Consider the following 21466-nt stretch of genomic DNA (forward strand, 5'->3'; position numbering starts at 1 on the left):
TTATGGAATCATTTTATTTTTTATTAAAGGGATTTCCTTCTAAGGAATTCAAAAAAGCCTATATTATCTTCCTCATAAATATCAATAAGACCCCTATCTAGGTATTTATTAAATTCTTCACAAGAGATCTCGGATATATAAGAACAGTTATGGCAGGCTGCACCATTTAAATAATCCCTACCTTGGCCACTTTCTACTCCTATCTCATTGCAAACTGGATCAGAGGAACACCATGTTGCTTTCGAAATAATTTTATTAAAAATTCTCTCAATATGTTCTTTTCCTCCCAATCGTACGAGACCACCCATTGTTCCTTCAGAATCTCCCGCAGCAGTGTAGATGAGGAACCCATTCATATTATAATCTTCGGTTTCTCCGACATATATACGTTCCTTTAGCGCGCTAGAACTATAACCACATTCTAAAACTATTTCTTGTATGAATAAATGAGCTAAGGTATGCAACATGACATACCTTGGCGTAATACTTCTATTTATGATTACACCACGGTTTACAGCATCATTTATTCTCTCATCTAGTTTTTGAATTCTAATTGAACCTTCTATTGAAGTTTCCCACAGGGTTAGTAAACTATCATCAAATTCGAAGAATATACCCTCACCATGTACTGTATAAGCAGGTAACCATTGCTTATCGTTTTTTGATGGATTTTTAAAAAGCATGTATTTCCCTTTTTCTATACTTACTTCATCAATGGACGAGGAACCAAATAGTCTACTAAATCCGTATAACACTCTGGTTTCTCTTAAAACCGGTACTAAATTAATCCTTGATATGCCAAAGGAATTTTTAAGAATGGAATCTTCTTTTTTATCAAACTCTGAGACTATTTTTAAATATTCACTAGGTTCCTCCAAACCTTCATAAAGCACTTTGTGTTCTTGTATCTTAATATCTAATTGTATGTCGGATTTTTCAGAGCATGTTTCTATATTGTGATTAATGAAATTATCTAATGCTTTATTAAGTAACAAATCATTAAATTCTGCAAGCTCTTTAGGAAATGTATCTTTTAGTACTTCAATTATTAGCTCTTTTTTTTCCGTTCCAAATTTCAAATATAATTCAATTTTTCTTTTTATGTCATCCCTAGAGAATAAATCTAGAATTTTTTGTAACCTATACTCCCCAGTTGGAGGAAGAAATATTGCACTCATCGTAGAGGGGAAGTAAACATTTGAATTATTTTTCAATATAGGTTGAGGAACACACTCACAATTTTCTTGAAATCTCGGCCCAAACCAAGGCTTTTTTCCAGTGCAATAATATTTTTCATTGTCTGATAAATCATTATGAACAGAATTACTTCCTTTTTTAGTTACACCTTTAAGATTTCGTTTCTTATCACATTTTGTACATTGTACTTCCATAGTGCTTAAAGTAGCACCACCAGTAAAAATTAACTTTAAAGGACCATTACATGAAGGATGTACAGTTTTATGAACCCATTCACTCCATGGAAAATCATCAATATGACCCTTTTCACATGCAATAACAAGTGGAACTTGAATAAGGCGGGCATATGGATTTTTACAGTGTTCGCACTCGATTTTTGAATCTTTCTTTGAACTTGGTTGTTTACTCATTATTTTACAATGGGAACAATAATGCCAGTATGGAAATCTCAATACAGGTACTTTTAAATTCAGATTAAATTCAGTTAGATGCTGCCATTTTGAGTAGGTCTTCCTATAATCCGGAGGAAGTCTAAACTCATCAACTCCAAAAATTCTTTCTAGCCTTTCTTCTCGAACAATAAAGTCATTCACCTTGATAGTTGGGTCAGAAAACCATAAATCTAATGCTCCTGGCATCAAATTAACACCATCACTATTTGTACAAATGGACCCCACACCCATTGGGGATATCAATTCAGATCTTCTTAGAGGAATTTCTACTTCTTTATTTTTTTTATTCAAGTTAAATCCTCCAATCCATACTCATTTGTAACCGTACCCATACATGATGCATCTACATTTCTCATTGATGTAAGAACAGGTTTTGCAGTTTTACTAAATTCCCATTCAACAAAAGAACCAGCACTATACATCAAGAAATAATCATTACTCTTACTTGATTTTTTCCATAACTGTGCTTCGCTTTTAATCATATGAGAGATTAGTTCTTCAAACAACTTGTCAAAATATGTTTCTTGCTTAGGATCAATTAAATGAATACGATTACCTAATATTTCCTTTAAATTATTCAATTGTGGTTCGTACTTTTCTATATTTTTGGGACTATTAGCTATATCTTCTCCAAATAATTGCCGTAACCAAGCAATAATTACTCCGTATAAACCTCTTTTTAGAGATGGCTCGGAAAATGGTGTAATACTAGTTGCTTCAACATGAGCATATAAACTTTGATGATATTCCTTAAAATGTTCAAAATGCGATTTATCGCGTGACATCGATAATTTATAAAGTGTTATCACTAAACCTGGCCTATCATCCCAAGCACGACCAATACGACCACTCACTTGAATGTATTGCGCAGTATTTTTAGGTTGTCCAACTATTGACATTAGTGATAAGCGATCAATATCTACACCTACTTCAATAATATTGGATGCCAAACATACATCGATTGAAGATTTATCTGGATATTTCTTTTTTAACTCCCCAATAGCATCTGTGACTTCACCATTACTTAAACGAGATGTCAACTCTGTAATATTATTTAAATAACGAGGATCATTAGTTTTTGAAATATGATGCTTATTTCTAAATTGAATAGTGTAGTTAGATATGTCGGTTTGGAAGAGAGTTAAACTACCTCCAAGCTCACGAATACTATTATAAAATGCTAATAAACTCCAAAATGGATCTGGGTTTTCTAATTGTTTTGCTTTCTGTAATAAAGTTGTATAGGTTTTAACCTGTAATTGTTGTATGCCGATAATATTACTAGCAATACCAATATATTTACGTCCATGTGAAGGGAGGCCATTTTCATCTAGATGAACTTGAGCAAAGTAAGAGTCATCATGAGTAATTCCGGGACTAGGAAATAGTCGAATGTTATCCTCTAATTTTGCATATAATGCTTTTATTTGCTGTTTATAGCCTCTTACTGTCGCAGTAGCACAGATAATTTTAGGTTTTATTATATTCTCTGACCGTCTATCGGTACATAGTTCTTCAACAATTACCTCATATAAACCAACCGCTGACCCCAATGGGCCAGATATTAAATGTAGTTCATCTTGAATTATTAGACTAGGTGGAGACAACGTTCTATTTCCTTCCTCATCTAATCCAAAAATATTACGGGCTTTTGGCTCCCAAGCTAACATGGCAAATTTATCTACTGTACCAATAATAAACGTTGGACGCACATTATAAATTGTTTCATCAACAATATATATTGGAAGAGAAGAGTTAAATTTACATTTACTGTCAGGACAATATAGTTGCAGTGAACTTTTTCTATTATTGTATGTGTAGCCTATAATTTCTTGATTGTTATATGATTGATTATGTTTTGACTTCGATTTATATTTCCCCAGCTTACTACCACACCAAGGACAACTTTTAACTAGAAAGGCTTTAGAATCATCCGTTGATTTCTCCCACTCTTTTAATTGTTCTTTGGCATCTTTATTTTTATTTGGAGTTGTTGAACTACCTAGCCAAATACCTATGGAAAATGGTTCAGTTCCTAATAAAGACGTACTTTGCTGTCTAATCATATCTAAAGAACAGATTAATCGAGCTGAACGTTGAAATTGGTCCGCTGTTAAAAGTCTTAAGGTATAACGCATTATAATGTCTGTACTAGCATCTTGTGGATTTTTTAGACGACGATAAAGCATCGAAAATGAAGCAACTGCTAAATATGCTTCAGTTTTACCACCCCCAGTAGGAAACCAAATTAAATCAGCTATATTACGGTCACAATTTTTCTCTCTAAAGGACGGCAATAACATAATTAAAAATGCTATTTGAAAAGCGCGCCATTTTCCTTTCGTAGTTTTAAACTGTTTTAATTCATCTATAGAAGGAATATCATAAAATACATTTTCATTTGGCTCTATAATAGTCTTACGTCCTTCAGTGTATCCGGTACGTATTTCTTTACCTACAATTTGTTGTAAAAACATAGCTAAGTTTGTTAATTGAAAGGCCTTGAGCATTTTTTCATCATCTTTTAAACAATCTAGCCCTTTTTGCATGCGATTTAACGAAAGTTGGCAATCATCCAGATGTCTATTAGCAGTTTCGAAAAGTTTTTTATTCTTTAATTTCTTTGCATTTATTCTTTTTTCTTCTATCCAATGTCTATATCCCTCAGTAATAACAGAAAGTTTTTTCAGTATATCTTGATATTTATTAGATGGATCTGCCAAGTCTAACATTGAAATAGAGATGTTTTTCCCGTTTTTATCCTTAATATCCGGAGTTATATTCGTAATTTCATGCTCCGGAAAGAAGGTAGAATATATCTTTGTTACTTGTTTATCTTTATCTTCATCCCAACCAACCGAACAGCCATGGCCAAGAGCATAATTATGTACATTATGGTATAACAATTTGTTAGATAGCTCCTCCAAATCTTCTGTTTGTATATTATTATACAAATCAGTTGGAAAAGGAGAAAATGCCTTCCCATTTATATTTTCAACAGTTAATTCACTTTGAAAAAGTATATTTTTATAAGCCCCTCTAGCGCTATCATTAGATATATTTTTTAGACTTATTGTAATAAATGCGGAGTTTTTCTCATGTTCTAATATACGAAGAAATCCTTGTACTTCCAAAGTCAAATGTTTATATTTAAGAATCTGCTTTATAAAAGCACGTTTATTTTCTTTGAAATCAAACTTAAAGTTCGGTACATCCAAGTTAATCGGTTCTCTATACCACCATTGAGTTTGAAAAGGTTTTATTGGAACAGATTCTTTATTTTCAGGAACAGTATTATCATCGGATACAACTTTGTCATTTGTTTCTAGACGTACATCAAATGGAGTATACATTCCACCCTTAACATTTACTTTAAATTCAACTTGTTCATCTAATCTTTTTACAAAGAAAGTGAAAGCCATACTAGATGGTTTATTATCATCCTTTCCTTCTAATAAGTCTGGGTGTTGTTGATCATCTAATATTGAACGTTTACGAATGGTTTCAATTTGTTCTTGAGCTTTTTCATCTATAATGGAATCATTATTTTCTAAAGAAGGAATTAAAGAAGCATCAATGTTTTCCTCATCTTCACTATTAATTTTCTTAGGAAATAACATTCCAGTAGAATATTGAGTGATAGGTGTGTTTGGGTACTTAATAATTTCTTCTTCAGTATCAGCCTTATAGTAAAAATCGTTGAAAAATGTTTCTTTACTATGAAATACATTTACTTGACCTTCAGTTATTACTAATGGTTTCATGTTAGTTTTATCTATATGAATTGGACCTATAAATTCTTCCTTTAATGAGTTAATTAATAATTCTCTATTCTTTATGTTTGTTTTAAGCAATTTAATACCCCCTTAATAATCATTAAAAGACAAAATGACATTTACTTTGTTACTAGGTATGTTAAATGATTGCTTAGCAATAGATTTAATTAATCGAATAGCAATCTCAAGTTCTGGAAGTTCAGGAATAACTATGTGATAATCGCTATTTTCCAAATTATCCAATATATTTGTGTCTGAAAGTATTTGGCGCATTATTTTTCTTATTTTTCTTCCAGCTTGTATATGGAAATTATTCAATCTTTTACTACTTTTAAAAAAGCGGTGAGCCTTTGCTTCGTCTCCCTTTGTTGCGATAAGTAAAAATCCTAAATATAAGGAATTATCCTGAAGTTTGAATGCATCTTCTTTAGATAAATTAAGTATTTGATAGTCTTCTAGTTTTGTTAATCCCTGCTGTCTGAGATAATTGCAATATCCAGATAAAGTAAACTTTTCAATATTATTATGGATATATTTTCTCAAATTATCTTGTCTTTTTCGATCATTCAATATCCCATTTTTTTTAAATAAGGAGTCAGCGAAATTTCTTAATCCAACTGGGGTGTTGAAATCAGAAATAACAATATAGTCACCAACTTGAACCTCATTTACAGGGATCTTTTTAAACTCTCCATTTGAATTTACAATATCTAACTTTTTGTGAGATGAGTCTTTAATAAATATCAAATCATTTCCATCAAGAGTGAATAACTTTGAGCTTATTAATTCCTTTTCAGTAGTATTTGATTTTAGACGCAGTGTAAAATCTTCAACGATATTCTCAGATAAATTTGGCAGAGACATATCTATTTTTTCATCAATAGTAATATCATTAATAAATTTCATTGTTGTATCTATATTTTTTGAAAAATTAAATTCCCTTTTCTCTAATTCTGGTATATAAATATTTGAAAATTTTTCCTCCCATTCGTAAAAATTGTTATATTTTTTTACATTGTTTAGATAACAGTCTCTACTGATAAATACGATCTTTTTCGAGTTAATGCTATACAGATGGGATTCAGGGAAGATTCCGGCACTACCTAAGAAGATTGCATAATCAAAAACTTCTAGTGTTGTTCTATAATCTTTTTCCGTAAAGAAAGATAAAGTGTTATTTTGAAATTTTTGTTTTAATAAAGTTACATGTTCTTTTGAAAAAGGTCTTAAAGAGACAATCGCATAAGTAAATGATGTATATTTTAGGGAATCTGCTACTGCTTCAAATAAAGCACTTGTTGTACAAGAAGCCAATTCTTCTAATGTTTGTTGTATGTTATTTAATAGTTGTGCATAATTCGGATAAATTTTTATTAGTTTTTGAATCGCATTAATTATGTTTATCAATTGATTATCTGATAAAATTTGATCATAGGATAAAGGAATCGTCGAAAGTTGATATTCAAGTACTTTTAAATCATAGTTGAGCAAAGAAGGTAAGCGATGCTCTACCTCTAGCCCCATTTCAAGTAGCCATAACTTATGAAGGTTAAAAAGGGACTTAAATAAATCATCTTTTATATTAATGAGTTCTATCTTTGGCTTTACCAAAGTGAAATTTTGATAAATATTACTTATTTGATTTAAGTTATTCATTTTCATAACTCCAAGCAATTAACTCCCCATCAAAAAAATCACCAGGTAGTTTTTTTGTTTCCTCAATTATTCCTTTATCTATGTCCCAACTTAATTTCTTCAACAAATTAAAAACATCCTCTCTATGAATACTTGTGTCACGACGGTCAAAAAGTAAGATACAATGACAATCAACCAGTTCTTCATAAAAATTATTAAATGCTTCTAAAGTGTTATATATAACAATTGTCTTGTTTTTAATATTATGCAGATCTTCTTTATGCCTAGAAGAGACTAATTCCGATAAATAGTATTCCTGCTCTCCAACCAATTGCTTTGGCAATAAAAAATCAGAAAAAAATAAGTTTTCAGTTAAACGAGTCTCAAACTCCTTTTTTAATCTTGTTTCATTACCAATAAATAATAGAGAAAATTCATTTGATTTTTCTAATCTGTTTAAGACTTCTGTACCATAAAATTGTTTGACCTTTTTTGTATGGTCATTACTTAAATATCTATTTCGTTTATAGCTACGTTGAGTAGGTGCTATTCGTAATTTATTTTCCCAATTATGTGTTATGGTTATTGTTTCTGGATTTTTTCCTTTAGTTTTTACTATTGGGTGCCCATTACTATTAAAACCTTGGAAAGTAACTGCTTTTTCATCATGATCTGGGGTTACTTTATAAAATAAAAGCATTCCTATTTCATATTCAGCCTCAGTTTCCTTAATTTCAACATCTTCTGAATAAATAGCATCGCAGACACCTAAACCAATTGTAACAGCAAGGTATTCAGTAAATGGAACGTTTATACAAATTCCATATTTACGATTTGAATCCCATATACACTCTAAAAAGTATCTTCCTAAATTCAAATAAAATTTCATCCATGGTAAAGATGCATTTGAACCTTCTATCTCATTAAAATACATACTTAACACCTATTTCCATTTAAGATAGTATAGTTTTATCATACTATAATTTTACATTTAATTGGATGCATTCGAGTCAAATTTTCTAAATAGTCATAATTTGAATGTCTAGTAGAAAAAACTTGATTTTTAGAGCGGATCTGATTTATTGCAAAATAAAAAGCACTCATTAGACAAAATATTTAACCGAATGTCAAATGAGTGCTTTACTTTTAATATGGGAGATAAGTAAAGTTATTTTAAAATAAAAACTTTAGTAAAACAGTTCTTATCTGCTATAATCTGTGTCCTAATAACCTTTTTGTCTTTCTATAACAAGTTTAATGAATTCCTCAAGGTTCATTAACCAAGTTTGTTGGGATACACTATATGTTTTATGTAAAGGCTTCGGCATAATTAATCTTAGATTACTAGACTGCATTTCTTTTGTTTGATTTTCACTTATTCCAGGTTCAAGAGTTAATAAATGCTTTGTCTCAATTCTATTTGCTTCGGTCAATACTTGTCTCCAACGGTCCTTACATGTTGATTTTGCACCTAACATTGTTAAATTGGCTTCAGGAAATAATGGATCTTTATAATATGATATATCAGGGAAAATAAAATCAGGCTTTGATTTATTTTCAGTAACTGATCCCCTAGAATGTTTAATATTATTTTGAATAAAGATTTCTTGTAAATGATTCTCTAATGCATAACCTACACGTGACTTTCTACGATTATGAACCGCTAATGAAAACTTTATAAAACCTTCAACATCTGTACCTCCTGAATAATTAAAACCTTTTTCTAGTTTTTCTTGAACAATATAGCGTTCCAAGCGTTTAAACAACCTTTCTTCTTGTTCCATCCATAAAAGCAAGGTGGAATCAGGATTATCAATTGGAGAGCTATTCTCTACTGATTTTTGAGCAAGATTAGAAAATTCCTTTGTTGAAGGAAAACCTTTTTCAATATAAGGATCAATTAATGTATCTAACAACACTGAATCAGGATCTTGAATTTCAATCCCCATTTCTTCTAAGATGTAGCGAACTGCAAAATCAACCTTTGGATCATGTCCATCTTCTATAGGTTGAAAATTAAACATAAAGCTTATATCATCATTAACACCAAAAAGCCATAATAATTGATTTTCAAAGGTTGAGTCAGCTTTAACTATGATTAAGTATACTTGGCCATTCGGTCTTTTAGCGACTATTAATAAATCACCTTCAGCTGCCCAATCCATTACTCCATTGCTTTTAAAGTATAATCTCCATTCCGCAGAGCGAAATGGGTTTTTCTCCCTAGCATCATACCAAGTTACAATACCTTCCTCAGATATCCCCTCGTTCTCATCACCAAGCCAAACAAATGTAACTGGGTAATCATTTAATCGTTCACTTCCAAGTAAATTACGTAATGGCTTATTTCCATTAAACTCATGCTGATTTGATTTTTGAATATTAACCTCAACCGAACTAAGTTTTTTTATTGCTATTCCTTCAAAATATTGTGAAAGAAACCCCTTTTTCATACTAACAACATCCTTAATATTTTTTAGTCAATCCTAAAAAAAAAATGCCCAATATTAAGTATTAGGCATTTTTTACGACATTAAATAAATCAAGTTGTATATTTGTGCCCTTTATTGGCTTATTCATTGAAACCATTAAATAAGGAAGCATAAATTGAGCAACTGACTCAACTAGAGGAACAACAACGGAATTTCCAAACTGTTTGTACGCTTGTGTATCTGAAACCGGAATTTGAAATAATGGTTTTCCTACTTGATCAAATCCCATTAATCTAGCACATTCTCTTGGTGTTAGTCTTCGTGGGTTTTTCCCATCTTGTTTAATTAAAATTTCTGATCCATCTTTATAATATCTAGCAGATAGGGTTCTTGCAACATCATTTGGACCATTTAAGCCATATCCAAAGCCATTTCCCTTTTGCCTATGTTTTTCAGCATAGGCTTGTAAATAACTCCATAGTTTATCACTAAGAGTATATTTATCATTTACTTTACCTAAAATCTCATTGGTATAAGGAGTTTCAGGGGCTTCGCTTCCATCTTCAGGATGTAAAATAGATTTTAGCCTAGGACCATTAAAAGGATCTTTTGGTTTAAAGTCATTAAAGGAAAAACCTAAGTCTTCTCGAAATCCGACTATAAAAATACGTTCTCTATTTTGGGGTACCCAACCTTTTGCATTAATAACTTTGAAGTCTACATTATATCCCAACTCATCTCTTAAGGTCCTCATTATAACTTTAAAAGTTCGCCCCTTATCATGAGAAACTAGATTTTTGACATTCTCGAGTAAGAAAGCCCTTGGACGATGATACTCAATCATTTGTGCCACATCAAAAAAAAGAGTACCCTGTGTGTCATCCCTAAAACCATGTGGTCTTCCAAGGGAGTTTTTCTTTGAAACCCCAGCAATAGAAAAGGGTTGACAAGGGAATCCTGCAAGTAAAACATCATACGAATCAATTTCATCTAAATCGATGTCTCTAATATCACCAACTATTTTATGAGAGCATTCATAATTTGCTTGGTAAGTCTTTCTACAGGCATCATCCCATTCACTAGTAAAAACGCATTCGCCACCAATAGATTCAAATGCACGCCTAAGCCCGCCGATCCCCGCAAATAAATCAATAAATTTAAATTTAGTTATATTGCTGGCAGAGTATATATTGTCTTTTGGATCTTTTATTAATTTAAGTGTATCCAAAACTTGTGAACTAGGAGCAACTTCTCCATTTTCCCAACGATAGACGGTTCTTTCACTTTTATTTAACAATCTAGCAGTCTGTTTAACAGAATAACCAGTTCTTTCCCTCAAAATGGAAAATTCATTGAGTTTATTTTTTTTCAATTTCATCAACTCTCTCGTTTCCCAATATTCGCTGGGAATGATTTTGACATAATCATACCAACAGAACGTACTTTCGTCAATGAAAAATCCTACTTTTTTGATAGCACATTATTTTATATCCACTGAAGCATATTCCCTACTAGGAGCATTCCTGTAATGAAGAAATTTGAGGTTTGAACAAAAAGAGCCCCCTTGGTATGATACGAGGTGTCCGAAGCTGCAGCGCAAGGACCCTTAATTAATACCCAAGGAGGACTCAAAATGAATTATACTCAAAATCAAAAAATCTCGCAAATCACACCATCAACATTAGTAATTGGCATTGATATCGCCAAAGACAAACACGTAGCACGAGCTCAAGATGATCGGGGTATCGAGTTTGGAAAACGTTTGGTCTTTGAAAATCGAATCCATGGCTTCCAATCATTATTAGAATGGGTGGAACGCCACCAAAAACAAAATGCTAAAAATCACGTGATATTTGGTGTTGAGCCAACTGGACATTACTGGCTTAATTTAGCCTACTTTCTTACCGCCAAGGGCTATGACTTTGTGTTAGTCAACCCAATGCATGTCAAGAAAACCAAAGAACTCGATGACAACTCTCCAACAAAGAATGATACAAAGGATGCCAAAGTAATTGCACAGCTGATAAAGGATGGACGATACTCAGTACCAAATCTTTTAGATGGCATTTATGCCGAGCTAAGAGAGGGCGTCAAAGTAAGAGATCAACTTATCCAGCAGCTTATGATTGCAGAAGGATGTATACAAAATGTGATTCAGCGTTATTTTCCAGAGTTCTTTGATGTTTTTGGGGACTGGGAAGGCAAAGCTGCCTTATGCACACTCAAACTATTCCCGTTTCCTTCTCAAATCACTGAAATGGAGCCTGAAGAGGTTCTTTCGAAATGGAAACCTTTTGTACAACGTGGAGTTGGAATCAAAAGAGCGACTAAGCTAGTAGATACGGCTAAAAAGAGCATTGGTATACAGGTTGGTATTGAGTTTGCCAAACATGAAATGGACTATCTAATCCGCCAATATGAGCTTTATAAAGAGCAACTAGAACAGTTAGATAATCAAATAGAGGCACTTTTAACCACAATACCGGGCACTAAGCAATTGATTGATATAAATGGTTTAGGTGCAACAACAGTTGCCCAATTATTTGCCGAGGTTGGGGATATAAGTAAGTATAGCCATCCACAGCAATTAGTTAACCTAGCAGGGCTTTCGTTACGTGAACATAGTTCTGGAAAATTCAAAGGGCAAACTAGAATCACTAAACGAGGACGAAGTGGGCTCCGAAGAGCCTTATATTTAGCCATTAGGCCTCTCGTCGCTCATAACGAAACCTTTAAAGCTTTACATCACTATTATACAAATCGTTCCGAACGCCCTTTAAAAAAGCAACAGTCACTCATAGCCCTATGTTGTAAGTTACTACGTGTTTTATTTGTCATTGGTCAAAAACAGTGTGATTTTGATGGTTCAAAGTTATTGCAAGGTTTACCTCAAATAGATTCATTACAAGCTGCTTAAAGCAAATTTAAGTAACTAATTGCTTCAGAATACTTTATGAAATCTCAAGGACAAATACCAATAGTGCAGAGTCGGAGTTTATTTTCACCATACAGGCATATGACCTAGCATAGGAGCATATCCGACCTCCACCTCAAGGATACGCAGGACGAAGGAATGTATGGACCCCAATCCGGTGAGACATGGGAGGGTTAGCGGCCATGAGTTGTGTGGAGATTTCTACGCACGGTTATATATTATTTTCCAATTTTATCCAAGTTGGACGTTAGGATGGCCCCTCCTCTGTAAAATATTTAAAGATTTTCAATATATATCCTAAATCCCCCAAGGGGATTAAAGGTGTCAACTATTAGGTATCTATGAAATCATGAGAAAAAAGGAGTATTCGGGAGATAATAATAACTTTATTGAGGGAGAGTATTGTATAATTTAATTAATAAAAACCTATTATTAACACATAAAGAATTGTGGGGAGATACTATTAAAAATATTATTATATATGGAATAATCTCCGAAGAAACTGATAAAAACTTGGAAGCAATGAGGACCTACATTAACAAAAAGAAATGGGTACTTGTTGAGGCAATATTTGACTATATTGGATCATGTGATGGGCTATTTAATTTATCAGAAAAATTGCAGGATATCGATTTAATTCTAATTTACGACTGGAATAATATCACTGATGAGTTTAGTTCAAAATTTTTATACCAAATAGCGCATACTGAAAAAATAAAAATCAAAGAATTTATAAGTTTAGAATAAGACTTATTTAGTTCGTAACAACTAAAAAGCCCCTTATTCCTAAAATAAGCGGGCTTTAATATTAAACTTAATCTATTGCGGATTTCAAAATCTGATCCATTTTCTCTGCCGCATGCCGATCCTTTGACTTTAGTGCATGACCATATCTATTCAGTGTTAATGTCCCATCTTGATGACCCGCTCGACTAATAACAGTTTTGAGATCTACATTATTTGCTAGCAACAGCGTAATATTAGTGTGTCGCAAAGTATGAAAATTCTTTATGGGCAAATTATGTTTTTCCAAGATTTTTTTAAATGTATTATTCGGTGTATTGGGGTGTAACGGCTTACCATCCCATTGAGTAAACAACTTATCATGGTCTTGCCAAATACCATTCAATTCTTCCTTTTGCTTATCCTGAAACTCCTTATACTTTTGTAAGAGTGATACCTCAGTATCTGATAAAGAAAGGGTGCGTTTGGACGACTTAGATTTTGGAGTATCTTCATAAACACCAATTCCATGCCGGTACATTATTGTTTTCTTTACTTCTAATTGTTTATTTTCAAAATCAATATTTGACCACTCTAGTCCTAGTAATTCTCCTTTTCTAAGCCCAGTGGTAATTGCCAATGAAAACAAAACATAATATTTAAAGTTTTCATCTTTTATGACACATAGAATAGCCTTTACTTCTTCTTCTGTGTAAAAGTCAGCTTCAACCTCTGTAGGTTTTGGTGGCTTTACATTATGAGCAATGTTTATTGAGAGAACTTGCCACTCAACTGCATCTTGTAATATAGAAGAGATACAATTGTGATAGTGTTTAACTGTACGAGCCGATAAACCTCCTTTTTTACCATCCAATCGTGTTCCATCTTCTTGAAGATTAGAGTAAAATTGTTGTAAATGTAGTGGTTTAAGTTTATCAAGCGGAATATGGCCAAGTGCTGGATAAACTCTTGTTTTAAGCATTTGTTCATATCCATGAGATGTGCTCACTTTTAAATTCTTCTTTGCATATGTATCTAGCCAAAATTCTGCAAATTCCTTAAGGGTCTGTTTTACAGGTTGAATAAACTGTCCATTTGCAACCTCTGCAACAAATTTTGCTAGTTCCTTTTCAGCCTTTCTTCTACTAGATACTGTTATTGTTTTTCTATACTTGATCCGTTTTCCTTGACCGTCGTACCCACCGGATACTGTTAACCGATAAGTATTTTTACCACGCTCTTCAATGTTACCTGCAGCCATAAAAATGCTCCTTTCTTTCATGCACTACTAATGGCTTTTACATTTGAAATTTATTATATTCACCATGTATATAAGTACGGTAATTTGTCTACAATGTTTCTAAATAGGTACGGTCTTTTAGATAACGGAGTATACTCTGTTATCTATAAAACCGAGCATAATCTACTGGAAAGGCTTGATATCAAGCCTTTCCGTGAGTGACTTAGTTCTCATTATTATTTTCTTGGTTAGAAGTACGGTATTTTAGCTACTCAATCTATTATCTTATTAAGTATTTACGGTAAACTGTCTAACGCTAACTCTAAGCTTACAAATGGAGTTTTAAGGTAATCAATACCTGTAATTGAATTTGTTTCAAAGCTATAGTTAATTTGCTTCATAAAAGATAAACTAATTACACGTAATTCAGTATCAGTTAAAGAGTTATCTTGCATTGACAAAAATAATTGAAATAACATATCTAAGTCAGATTCATTTAATATTCTATTGATTTGATCTAACGCAGCTTGAATAGCTTCAATTTCACTTTGCGTTTCAATCAAGGAGATTGAAATAGCTTCAATCATTTCCTGAGTATATTCATCTAGGTTATTTTCATAAATAAATAAGCGTTCTTGATCTCTAATATACTTTTGAATTGAAAGCTTTTTGTTCAGTTTCTTAGTTAAGGAATTTCTCCATTCTTTTAAATACTTAATAGCATCATGTTTCATTTTTACCTTATTGCTTCCTAGATGGGTGAAAAATTTTTCAAAAGTTAGATCATGAATATTTTGAGCAAATACATAATGTTTGCATTCCAGGCATCGGTATACAAATTTTTGATTTTCTTTATTTTTTGCAAAACCTTTGGCAGAATAGTTTTTAGTTGCAAGTGGTTCACTGCACTTATCGCAATAAACAATGTCCTTTAAAAGGAAGGGGGAATCTCTCTTAATTCCCTTTTCTTTCTTAAATTCCCGAACCTGGGAAACCATTTCTTCTAAAAAGGGTGGAATAATTGCATCATGCGTTTCAAGAATTAAGTCATATTCTCCTTCTTTCTTTCTTGCACCACGTTCATTGCGAACTCGCCAATTGAGATGTCCGAAGTAAAACTGATTATGTAAAATCTTATCGATTGCACCGGATGACCATTTTTTTCCTGTAGGTGAGGGGATTTCGAGCTCATTTAAAATGGTAGCAATAGTTTTGTTGCCTTTTCCCCATGAAGATAAATAAAAAATCAAATAAATAACTACCGCTTCAGACATTTCAATAACTGGTAGCTTATCTTCACCCCTAATGTAACCATATGGTAATGATCCACCTGGTCGACGAGGTTTTCCAGTTTCAGGGTGCAGGCATGTATCATGTAAACCAATCACTCTATCTTTTTTAATCTTTGATTCATATTGATAAATAAGCAGTTTTGCTTGAATATGTGGTTTTTTCGCATCCCATTCTCCCGGTTCAGATGTACTAAAGAACTTAATAGCTGCACGTTCTTCGATTAAAGGGTTGTATATATCCATGACAAAATCAGATGCTTGGCGACTTACGCGAGATTCTTCATAGAAGAAAATCCCGCAATTTTTAAATTCATCCACTAATGCGACTTTATATAAAACCTGCATCGCTTTGCGATCTCCAGCCTTAATTTGTGTTGCTGAAATCGCCTTATCGATGCACCAATAAATAATCTGGTAACCTTCAAGCTTTGCCTTAAGCAAAATTTGTCGTTTTTGAATTTCGACCGAATTGTTTTGGTCTTGTTTCCTATCGGAATAACGGATATAAGCTATGCCATATTTGATTCTACTACTTTTTAAATCTGAATAGTTTTCCTTATCTTTAAATGGTTCATCGAAATAACATACGGATTTTGATTTACCTGTACCGATTATTTCTTGTGCTAAGCTTTCAACTTTGCTAACCAATTTTTCTACTTGTACATTTGATCCAATTCCTTTATTTTCAAGCATCCTTTGACATTCCCTTCCTAAAAAAGTCTGTTAAATACATTTTTAGTTCAATATGACTTTCATCAACTCTTAACTCTTTAACTAGAAAATAGATCATTAGGAGTAGGTCTTCATCCTTTAATTGTTTAGTTAGTTGGTCCTTGATAATAGTAACTAACTTACCGAGAATTGACTTTGTATTTTCTAAGTTGGTTTCCTGTGATTTAAGCTTACTAACTTCTGATTTTAATTCCTTTATTACCCCAAAGTGGTATCTTGATCTTTCTTTTATAGAAATTACGTTAGAACAAACAAACTCTAACTGTTTTTGTTTTATTTCCCGTTCTACAGCATTTTGGCGTATTTGTATGCTTTTAATTGTCTTTTGTACAGAAGCAATAATAATCTTTTCGATATCTTCATGAGGCAAACATTGAATTGCATTTAGTATCTTTTCCTTGATTGTTTGATTTACTTCATTTGTATCAATTTTTACTTTACGATGTTTTGTACATACATAATATGCATACTTCCCAAGTGCATTTTTTCGAAGCACCATTTGCTCTTGACAAATAGAGCATTCTGGAATTAATAAAGCATGTTCACGAGAATGCAGTAAGGCCTTGATAAAATCATCCTCGAATCGATCTAGGATCTCTTGAACAGCAATAAAGGTGTCTAGATCAATAAAAGCCTCAACATAATCTAAAGGGTAATACTGATTATGTTTTACATAACTAGCAGCGTAAAAAGGTGATCTGAGTAATCTCCATACATCTTCGATGCTACTTCTTTTAAGAATCTTCTTATTTTCAAGCAATAATGTATTTAGTTGCTTAGAGTTTACTATCTCTAGACAACTATTAAAAAGGGTCTGGATTGGTACCTGATACTCTTCAATAATCCGATACTCCTTTTTAATCATTTATTTTCACCACCTTCTTTATATATCCAAATTTAGAAGGTGGGAATGTGCTATGAACATCATGAAGTCTATCTCTAATGTTTTTCCCTTCGGATTGAATTTGGATGCCGTAGATTCCTTCAACCAATATATCTTGACTAAAATTTGGTGTTCCAGAGCAAGTAAAAATAACTTCAACACCATATTTATGTAGCTCCCCAACTAATGTTAAATATTCATAAAAGTTTCGGGCTAATCGACAGCGTGTAAATACTAATAGCTTTTTAATTTTACCTGCACGAATAGCCTCTCGAAGTTCCATTAACTTGGGACGGTTTTCCATTAAAACGACATTTGCAGATAATGCATGCTCGTTATACATTTCGATATCATCGATCGTAAGCCCATTTTCATTTAGCCATTTGATTGCCGCCTTTAATTGCATTTCCTCACTTTGGGCTTTTGAACTAACCCGAATGTAAACGGCAATTTGCTTGTTATCAATTTTCACATTAACTATCATTCTTGGCTCTCCTTTTTATAAGACTCATAGTATTTTTTCCTGATTGCATTAATAATTCAGCCTTAAGTTTTGGATCTATCTCTAATTGATCAATAACTATTCTTTCAATTATTCGACTTAACCAAATTTGGCTTTCATTACTCTTTTCATCAGAAAATGTAATCTTAATTTTTTTCATTTTTGAAATCACCTCCTGTCAAATATTTATTACCTCAGCATTGACAGGAGATTAAGATTTCATTCAACAGCACTTACTTTTTTGTTTTTTAACATCATTAAAATAAAAGGATTGTTGAACTACGGCTTCTTTTTGAATGTATTTTTGGCGTTTAATCACTATGGATTTTACTTTACTCCCAGGTAACTGAAATTGTTCATATGTTCTATGCATTCTATTTAACCCTCCTTTCCAATTCTTTCACTTGAACAAGAAATTGTTCTAATATAAATTTTGAGACTCCAAAATCCTCATCAGAGTTTATATATAAATTAATAGCTTCTATTACATTTTTCTGTTCCATATTTTTACACCCCATTTTTATATTTCAATTTTTTGTACACTAGAATTGAGCTTTGGGAGAATCATAGATTGTTTTTCTTGTTCTTTCATCCAACTTTCTAGCGTTTCAACACGAAATAATACACGCTTACCACAACGAATATGTCCAACTTCCTTACGCTTAGCCATTTCGAGAATTTGCCAATATGAAACACCTAATAGTTCCGCTGCCTTTTTAGCACTTATTGTTAAGCAATCCATTTAAATTTTTCCTCCTTTTTTTCTTTAGAAAAACAAAAAACCCCCACTTGAAGCGTTAGAGGGCATAAAAATACCATCATAACTTCTAGTGGGGGATTCCCATTTATTAAATATTTACTTTTACAAAAATAAACTAACATATCTTTGCAAATTATGCAATAACCGAACTATAAAAAACTTTCTAAAAAGTATTCCAACTATTTAGGCTTAATAGGATTTTTCATTATCATCTCTATCAATCCTAAAAACAGTCAGCTCCGGATGTAACTTTTTAGATTTTATTGTTGAGTATTAGCAGTTATTACGTTTTATTAAGAGGTAAATCTCATCAACAACTAATTTAATAGATCTTATGAATTCCGTAGTATTCCTTATCAAATTAGAGAGGTGTGCCGTATTTTAAAAGAATCTAGTCCTTCAGACTGTAAATTTACAATAAGGGCACTTTTTCATTTAAAAGGACACCATTAGTATCATCAGTTCTACCTTAATTGATCCTATCCTTAATTAGTCCATTATACATTTTCATTCATTGTAATGACATTTAAATATATTTTAGGAGTTTACTATTTCCTCCATTGTTTGTCTCCTAAGATTTCGCACAGCATTGTCTAAGTTTTGTTGATTGCCCCCCTCACCCCATTCATCCCAAAACTTTACGGAGTTAGAATTAGGTTTATTTACAGGTTCTTTTATCTTGATCCTACTCGGCAACAAACAAGAATCACCAACAACTATTGCTTCACCAATCCCAAGTGTAGGTAGCATATCTTGTATACCTCCAAGATTTTCAGGCAAAAGATTGCAAACCGCTGTCTTATCAGATTGATTTGATAATCTCAGTGAAATTACGTTATTACATTGGCTCATTATAGTCGTATTAAGCTCAGAAGGCCTTTGACTAATAATTAATAAACTCACTCCGTATTTTCTTCCTTCCTTAGCTATTCTTTCGAAATGCGATAAAGCCCTTGCCTCTGCTGCATCTGCATTTTGCCCTGAAGGTAAATATAAATGTGCTTCATCACATACTAATGCAATTGGATGCCTTTCTTCCTTTGCAGACCACTGCTGAACTTGAAAAACAAGTCTGGCCACTAAACTAATAACAACTGGAAGTATGTCAGATGGTACTTCTGAAAAATCAATAATTTTTACTCCAACTGATTCATCATCAGCCATTCTCATTAGTTTACTAACTAACGAAGACAGGTAGTCTGTTTGTAAATGCTCTTCATTTAAATTAAATAAAAAACCGTATCTTCTATCACTTCTTTTGGAATGGAGTCTAGGAAGGAATCTACTAAACTTACCATTAAATGGCCCATTTATTTCTCTGTTTGTACCAGGATTAATAACTCTTTCATTATTTAATCGGGTTAACTCATCAATCACAAAACTAATATCATAAGGAACAGGGCTATCAATCGTAAATGTTTCTAATTCTTCGTTCAATCCTTCAGTAATCAACGTTTGTCTCTTTGCTTCGATTACTGTATTAGAAAAGGCCATTGCTTGGTTAGGAGCATTTTCATCCGTTCTGTCCAAAATTAAAGCTAACATATCTTCATAACCCAATAACCAATAAGGGAGAAATATAACGTCATCATCTGGGTCATTTAAGTCTCCAGGCCCTGCAATCCTAAAAACTTTAATATTGTCGTGCTCATCTAATGGACTATATTCAGAATGTAAGTCAAAGACAATCATGTTAGCATTTTGTAATTCAGCAACTTGCTCAATTATTGTTGCAGTGGTCCATGACTTTCCTGAACCAGTTGAACCAACTATCATTGCATGTCTCTGAAAAAATGCATTCCCGTCTAATATTGCTTTAGCGCCATTTGCCATTGTAAAAGAACCTAAGATTAATGGAGTTCCTTGATTAATTGTTTCATTCGTTATGAGTCTTGTAAATGAAGTTAATCGTTCACTGTTTAATAAAAAACACCTTGAACTAATTTCAGGGAGGGTCTCAACGGATCTATTAAAAGTTGCAGTCTGCCTACCTGCCCCAACACCCTTTAATGTCCCCAATACATTTATATACACTTCTGCATTATTAAAAACTTCCTCTTGACCATCTTCCGTTATATAGTAATCTACTCCAGACTGTAATACCCTATCGATTCGCCCTATAAGTCTTATATTTGGATTAGAGGTATATAAAATTACAAAACCGTTAACATTCACTTGCTCCAATTTATTTTCATCTATGACTGAAACAGATACACTATAACTATCAACTTTTGTAACTTGACCAATACTCTCTATGTCATTTATTGTAAACAAAATTTCAGTGGTCATTTTTTTTTATTCTCCTCCCCAAATCATATTCACCAATCCCTTTAAACTCCAAGCCTCATGTAAATCAGATAAAAGCTGTTCATCTTGGTGATCAGATATAACTCTAGACCCTGCCTCAAACCTTTCTATTGCATAAAAATTTCTTCAATTCATTTTTTTCTACTAGGGTAAAAAATGTGGAGGATAAACTTCTTGTTGCAATTAACTTAGGAATACTATCGTTCCTCAAAACAGACTGAAAACTAGCTTGAATATGTATATCATTAAACCCAAATCCTAAAAAAATCATAGCCTTTGCATCTTGGATGCTTTGTTGCATTTCTGCCATAACGTTATTATAAGGCTCATAGTGAGTTTCAAGATATTTCCCAATGCCTGGTGTAACAATTACTGGCCTTATACCAAGTTCTTTAAGGATATTGCTTTGAAGGGCAGAAATAGAAGGTATTTTAATAAATGAATTGTCTGCAAGTCTAAACCATGACAATGAACCGTGTGGTTTATATATCTTAACGTGCTTAATCTCTTCAAATATAGGTTTATTCCCAGGCCTTATTAATTTTCTCATTTTGCTTTTCAATAATGTGGAATTCATTGGTCGAGATAATATCCCATTAC

The 21466-nt window shown here is 32.6% G+C and carries 17 protein-coding genes; 2 read left to right on the top strand and 15 right to left on the bottom strand.

Annotated elements, in window-relative coordinates; all coding sequences use genetic code 11:
- Positions 1-23: 23 nt before the first annotated feature.
- The 6 genes from drmB to dcm all read right to left on the bottom strand — a co-directional run bounded on the left by drmB (position 24) and on the right by dcm (position 10870).
- Positions 24-1940: a DrmB family protein gene (drmB, locus tag ACNQFZ_RS11320; RefSeq protein ID WP_458411453.1), complete on the bottom strand. Its 1917-nt coding sequence runs from the start codon at positions 1938-1940 to the stop codon at positions 24-26.
- A complete protein-coding gene (locus ACNQFZ_RS11325) occupies positions 1937-5503 on the bottom strand; it encodes a helicase-related protein (protein WP_458411454.1) in 3567 nt (1188 codons plus the stop codon). The genes drmB and ACNQFZ_RS11325 overlap by 4 nt, the downstream gene beginning before the upstream one ends.
- Before the next feature lie 12 nt (positions 5504-5515).
- Positions 5516-7081, bottom strand: a complete 1566-nt coding sequence (locus tag ACNQFZ_RS11330) for a hypothetical protein (RefSeq protein WP_458411455.1) — start codon at positions 7079-7081, stop codon at positions 5516-5518.
- On the bottom strand, positions 7074-7994 hold the full coding sequence (locus ACNQFZ_RS11335) for a hypothetical protein (protein ID WP_458411456.1): 921 nt from the start codon (positions 7992-7994) through the stop codon (positions 7074-7076). The genes ACNQFZ_RS11330 and ACNQFZ_RS11335 overlap by 8 nt, the downstream gene beginning before the upstream one ends.
- Positions 7995-8283: 289 nt before the next feature.
- Positions 8284-9513: a type II restriction endonuclease gene (locus tag ACNQFZ_RS11340; RefSeq protein ID WP_458411457.1), complete on the bottom strand. Its 1230-nt coding sequence runs from the start codon at positions 9511-9513 to the stop codon at positions 8284-8286.
- A gap of 61 nt (positions 9514-9574) precedes the next feature.
- Positions 9575-10870 carry a DNA (cytosine-5-)-methyltransferase gene (gene dcm / locus ACNQFZ_RS11345; protein ID WP_458411458.1) on the bottom strand — a complete coding sequence of 432 codons (1296 nt, stop codon included), beginning with the start codon at positions 10868-10870 and terminating at the stop codon, positions 9575-9577.
- Between the two features lie 255 nt (positions 10871-11125).
- On the opposite strand from dcm, the gene ACNQFZ_RS11350 reads away from it, so the two are divergent.
- Together ACNQFZ_RS11350 and ACNQFZ_RS11355 are read left to right on the top strand one after the other, a co-directional pair.
- Positions 11126-12409 carry an IS110 family RNA-guided transposase gene (locus ACNQFZ_RS11350; RefSeq protein WP_458411459.1) on the top strand — a complete coding sequence of 428 codons (1284 nt, stop codon included), beginning with the start codon at positions 11126-11128 and terminating at the stop codon, positions 12407-12409.
- A gap of 420 nt (positions 12410-12829) precedes the next feature.
- Complete coding sequence (locus ACNQFZ_RS11355; protein WP_458411460.1) at positions 12830-13174, top strand: hypothetical protein; 345 nt, start codon at positions 12830-12832, stop codon at positions 13172-13174.
- Between the two features lie 67 nt (positions 13175-13241).
- Here the strand turns inward: ACNQFZ_RS11355 and ACNQFZ_RS11360 are convergent, their stop codons facing one another.
- From ACNQFZ_RS11360 to ACNQFZ_RS11400, 9 genes are all read right to left on the bottom strand, one after another.
- Complete coding sequence (locus ACNQFZ_RS11360) at positions 13242-14411, bottom strand: tyrosine-type recombinase/integrase (protein WP_458411461.1); 1170 nt, start codon at positions 14409-14411, stop codon at positions 13242-13244.
- A 275-nt stretch (positions 14412-14686) separates the two neighbouring features.
- Positions 14687-16375 carry a recombinase family protein gene (locus tag ACNQFZ_RS11365; RefSeq protein WP_458411462.1) on the bottom strand — a complete coding sequence of 563 codons (1689 nt, stop codon included), beginning with the start codon at positions 16373-16375 and terminating at the stop codon, positions 14687-14689.
- Positions 16368-17279: a hypothetical protein gene (locus ACNQFZ_RS11370; RefSeq protein WP_458411463.1), complete on the bottom strand. Its 912-nt coding sequence runs from the start codon at positions 17277-17279 to the stop codon at positions 16368-16370. Before ACNQFZ_RS11370 ends, ACNQFZ_RS11365 begins: the two co-directional genes overlap by 8 nt.
- Complete coding sequence (locus ACNQFZ_RS11375) at positions 17272-17781, bottom strand: recombinase family protein (protein ID WP_458411464.1); 510 nt, start codon at positions 17779-17781, stop codon at positions 17272-17274. The genes ACNQFZ_RS11370 and ACNQFZ_RS11375 overlap by 8 nt, the downstream gene beginning before the upstream one ends.
- Complete coding sequence (locus tag ACNQFZ_RS11380) at positions 17771-17959, bottom strand: hypothetical protein (RefSeq protein ID WP_458411465.1); 189 nt, start codon at positions 17957-17959, stop codon at positions 17771-17773. The genes ACNQFZ_RS11375 and ACNQFZ_RS11380 overlap by 11 nt, the downstream gene beginning before the upstream one ends.
- A gap of 214 nt (positions 17960-18173) precedes the next feature.
- Positions 18174-18302 (bottom strand): hypothetical protein, encoded by a 129-nt coding sequence (locus tag ACNQFZ_RS11385; RefSeq protein WP_458411466.1) that lies wholly within the window; start codon positions 18300-18302, stop codon positions 18174-18176.
- A 17-nt stretch (positions 18303-18319) separates the two neighbouring features.
- Positions 18320-18541: an excisionase family DNA-binding protein gene (locus tag ACNQFZ_RS11390; protein WP_458411467.1), complete on the bottom strand. Its 222-nt coding sequence runs from the start codon at positions 18539-18541 to the stop codon at positions 18320-18322.
- Positions 18542-19096: 555 nt separating this feature from the next.
- Positions 19097-20848, bottom strand: a complete 1752-nt coding sequence (locus tag ACNQFZ_RS11395) for an ATP-binding protein (protein WP_458411468.1) — start codon at positions 20846-20848, stop codon at positions 19097-19099.
- Between the two features lie 115 nt (positions 20849-20963).
- Complete coding sequence (locus tag ACNQFZ_RS11400) at positions 20964-21443, bottom strand: SIR2 family protein (protein ID WP_458411469.1); 480 nt, start codon at positions 21441-21443, stop codon at positions 20964-20966.
- Positions 21444-21466 lie beyond the last annotated feature (23 nt).

The organism is Schinkia acidoalkalinis, from assembly GCF_054301215.1.

What these genes read in the sequence shown, in the direction of transcription:
- ACNQFZ_RS11330 (WP_458411455.1), bottom strand. Translation starts at nt 7,081, where the DNA reads ATGAATAACTTAAATCAAATAAGTAATATTTATCAAAATTTCACTTTG.
- ACNQFZ_RS11335 (WP_458411456.1), bottom strand. Translation starts at nt 7,994, where the DNA reads ATGTATTTTAATGAGATAGAAGGTTCAAATGCATCTTTACCATGGATG.
- ACNQFZ_RS11340 (WP_458411457.1), bottom strand. Translation starts at nt 9,513, where the DNA reads ATGAAAAAGGGGTTTCTTTCACAATATTTTGAAGGAATAGCAATAAAA.
- dcm (WP_458411458.1), bottom strand. Translation starts at nt 10,870, where the DNA reads ATGAAATTGAAAAAAAATAAACTCAATGAATTTTCCATTTTGAGGGAA.
- ACNQFZ_RS11350 (WP_458411459.1), top strand. Translation starts at nt 11,126, where the DNA reads ATGAATTATACTCAAAATCAAAAAATCTCGCAAATCACACCATCAACA.
- ACNQFZ_RS11360 (WP_458411461.1), bottom strand. Translation starts at nt 14,411, where the DNA reads ATGGCTGCAGGTAACATTGAAGAGCGTGGTAAAAATACTTATCGGTTA.
- ACNQFZ_RS11365 (WP_458411462.1), bottom strand. Translation starts at nt 16,375, where the DNA reads ATGCTTGAAAATAAAGGAATTGGATCAAATGTACAAGTAGAAAAATTG.
- ACNQFZ_RS11370 (WP_458411463.1), bottom strand. Translation starts at nt 17,279, where the DNA reads ATGATTAAAAAGGAGTATCGGATTATTGAAGAGTATCAGGTACCAATC.
- ACNQFZ_RS11375 (WP_458411464.1), bottom strand. Translation starts at nt 17,781, where the DNA reads ATGATAGTTAATGTGAAAATTGATAACAAGCAAATTGCCGTTTACATT.
- ACNQFZ_RS11380 (WP_458411465.1), bottom strand. Translation starts at nt 17,959, where the DNA reads ATGAAAAAAATTAAGATTACATTTTCTGATGAAAAGAGTAATGAAAGC.
- ACNQFZ_RS11385 (WP_458411466.1), bottom strand. Translation starts at nt 18,302, where the DNA reads ATGGAACAGAAAAATGTAATAGAAGCTATTAATTTATATATAAACTCT.
- ACNQFZ_RS11390 (WP_458411467.1), bottom strand. Translation starts at nt 18,541, where the DNA reads ATGGATTGCTTAACAATAAGTGCTAAAAAGGCAGCGGAACTATTAGGT.
- ACNQFZ_RS11395 (WP_458411468.1), bottom strand. Translation starts at nt 20,848, where the DNA reads ATGACCACTGAAATTTTGTTTACAATAAATGACATAGAGAGTATTGGT.
- ACNQFZ_RS11400 (WP_458411469.1), bottom strand. Translation starts at nt 21,443, where the DNA reads ATGAATTCCACATTATTGAAAAGCAAAATGAGAAAATTAATAAGGCCT.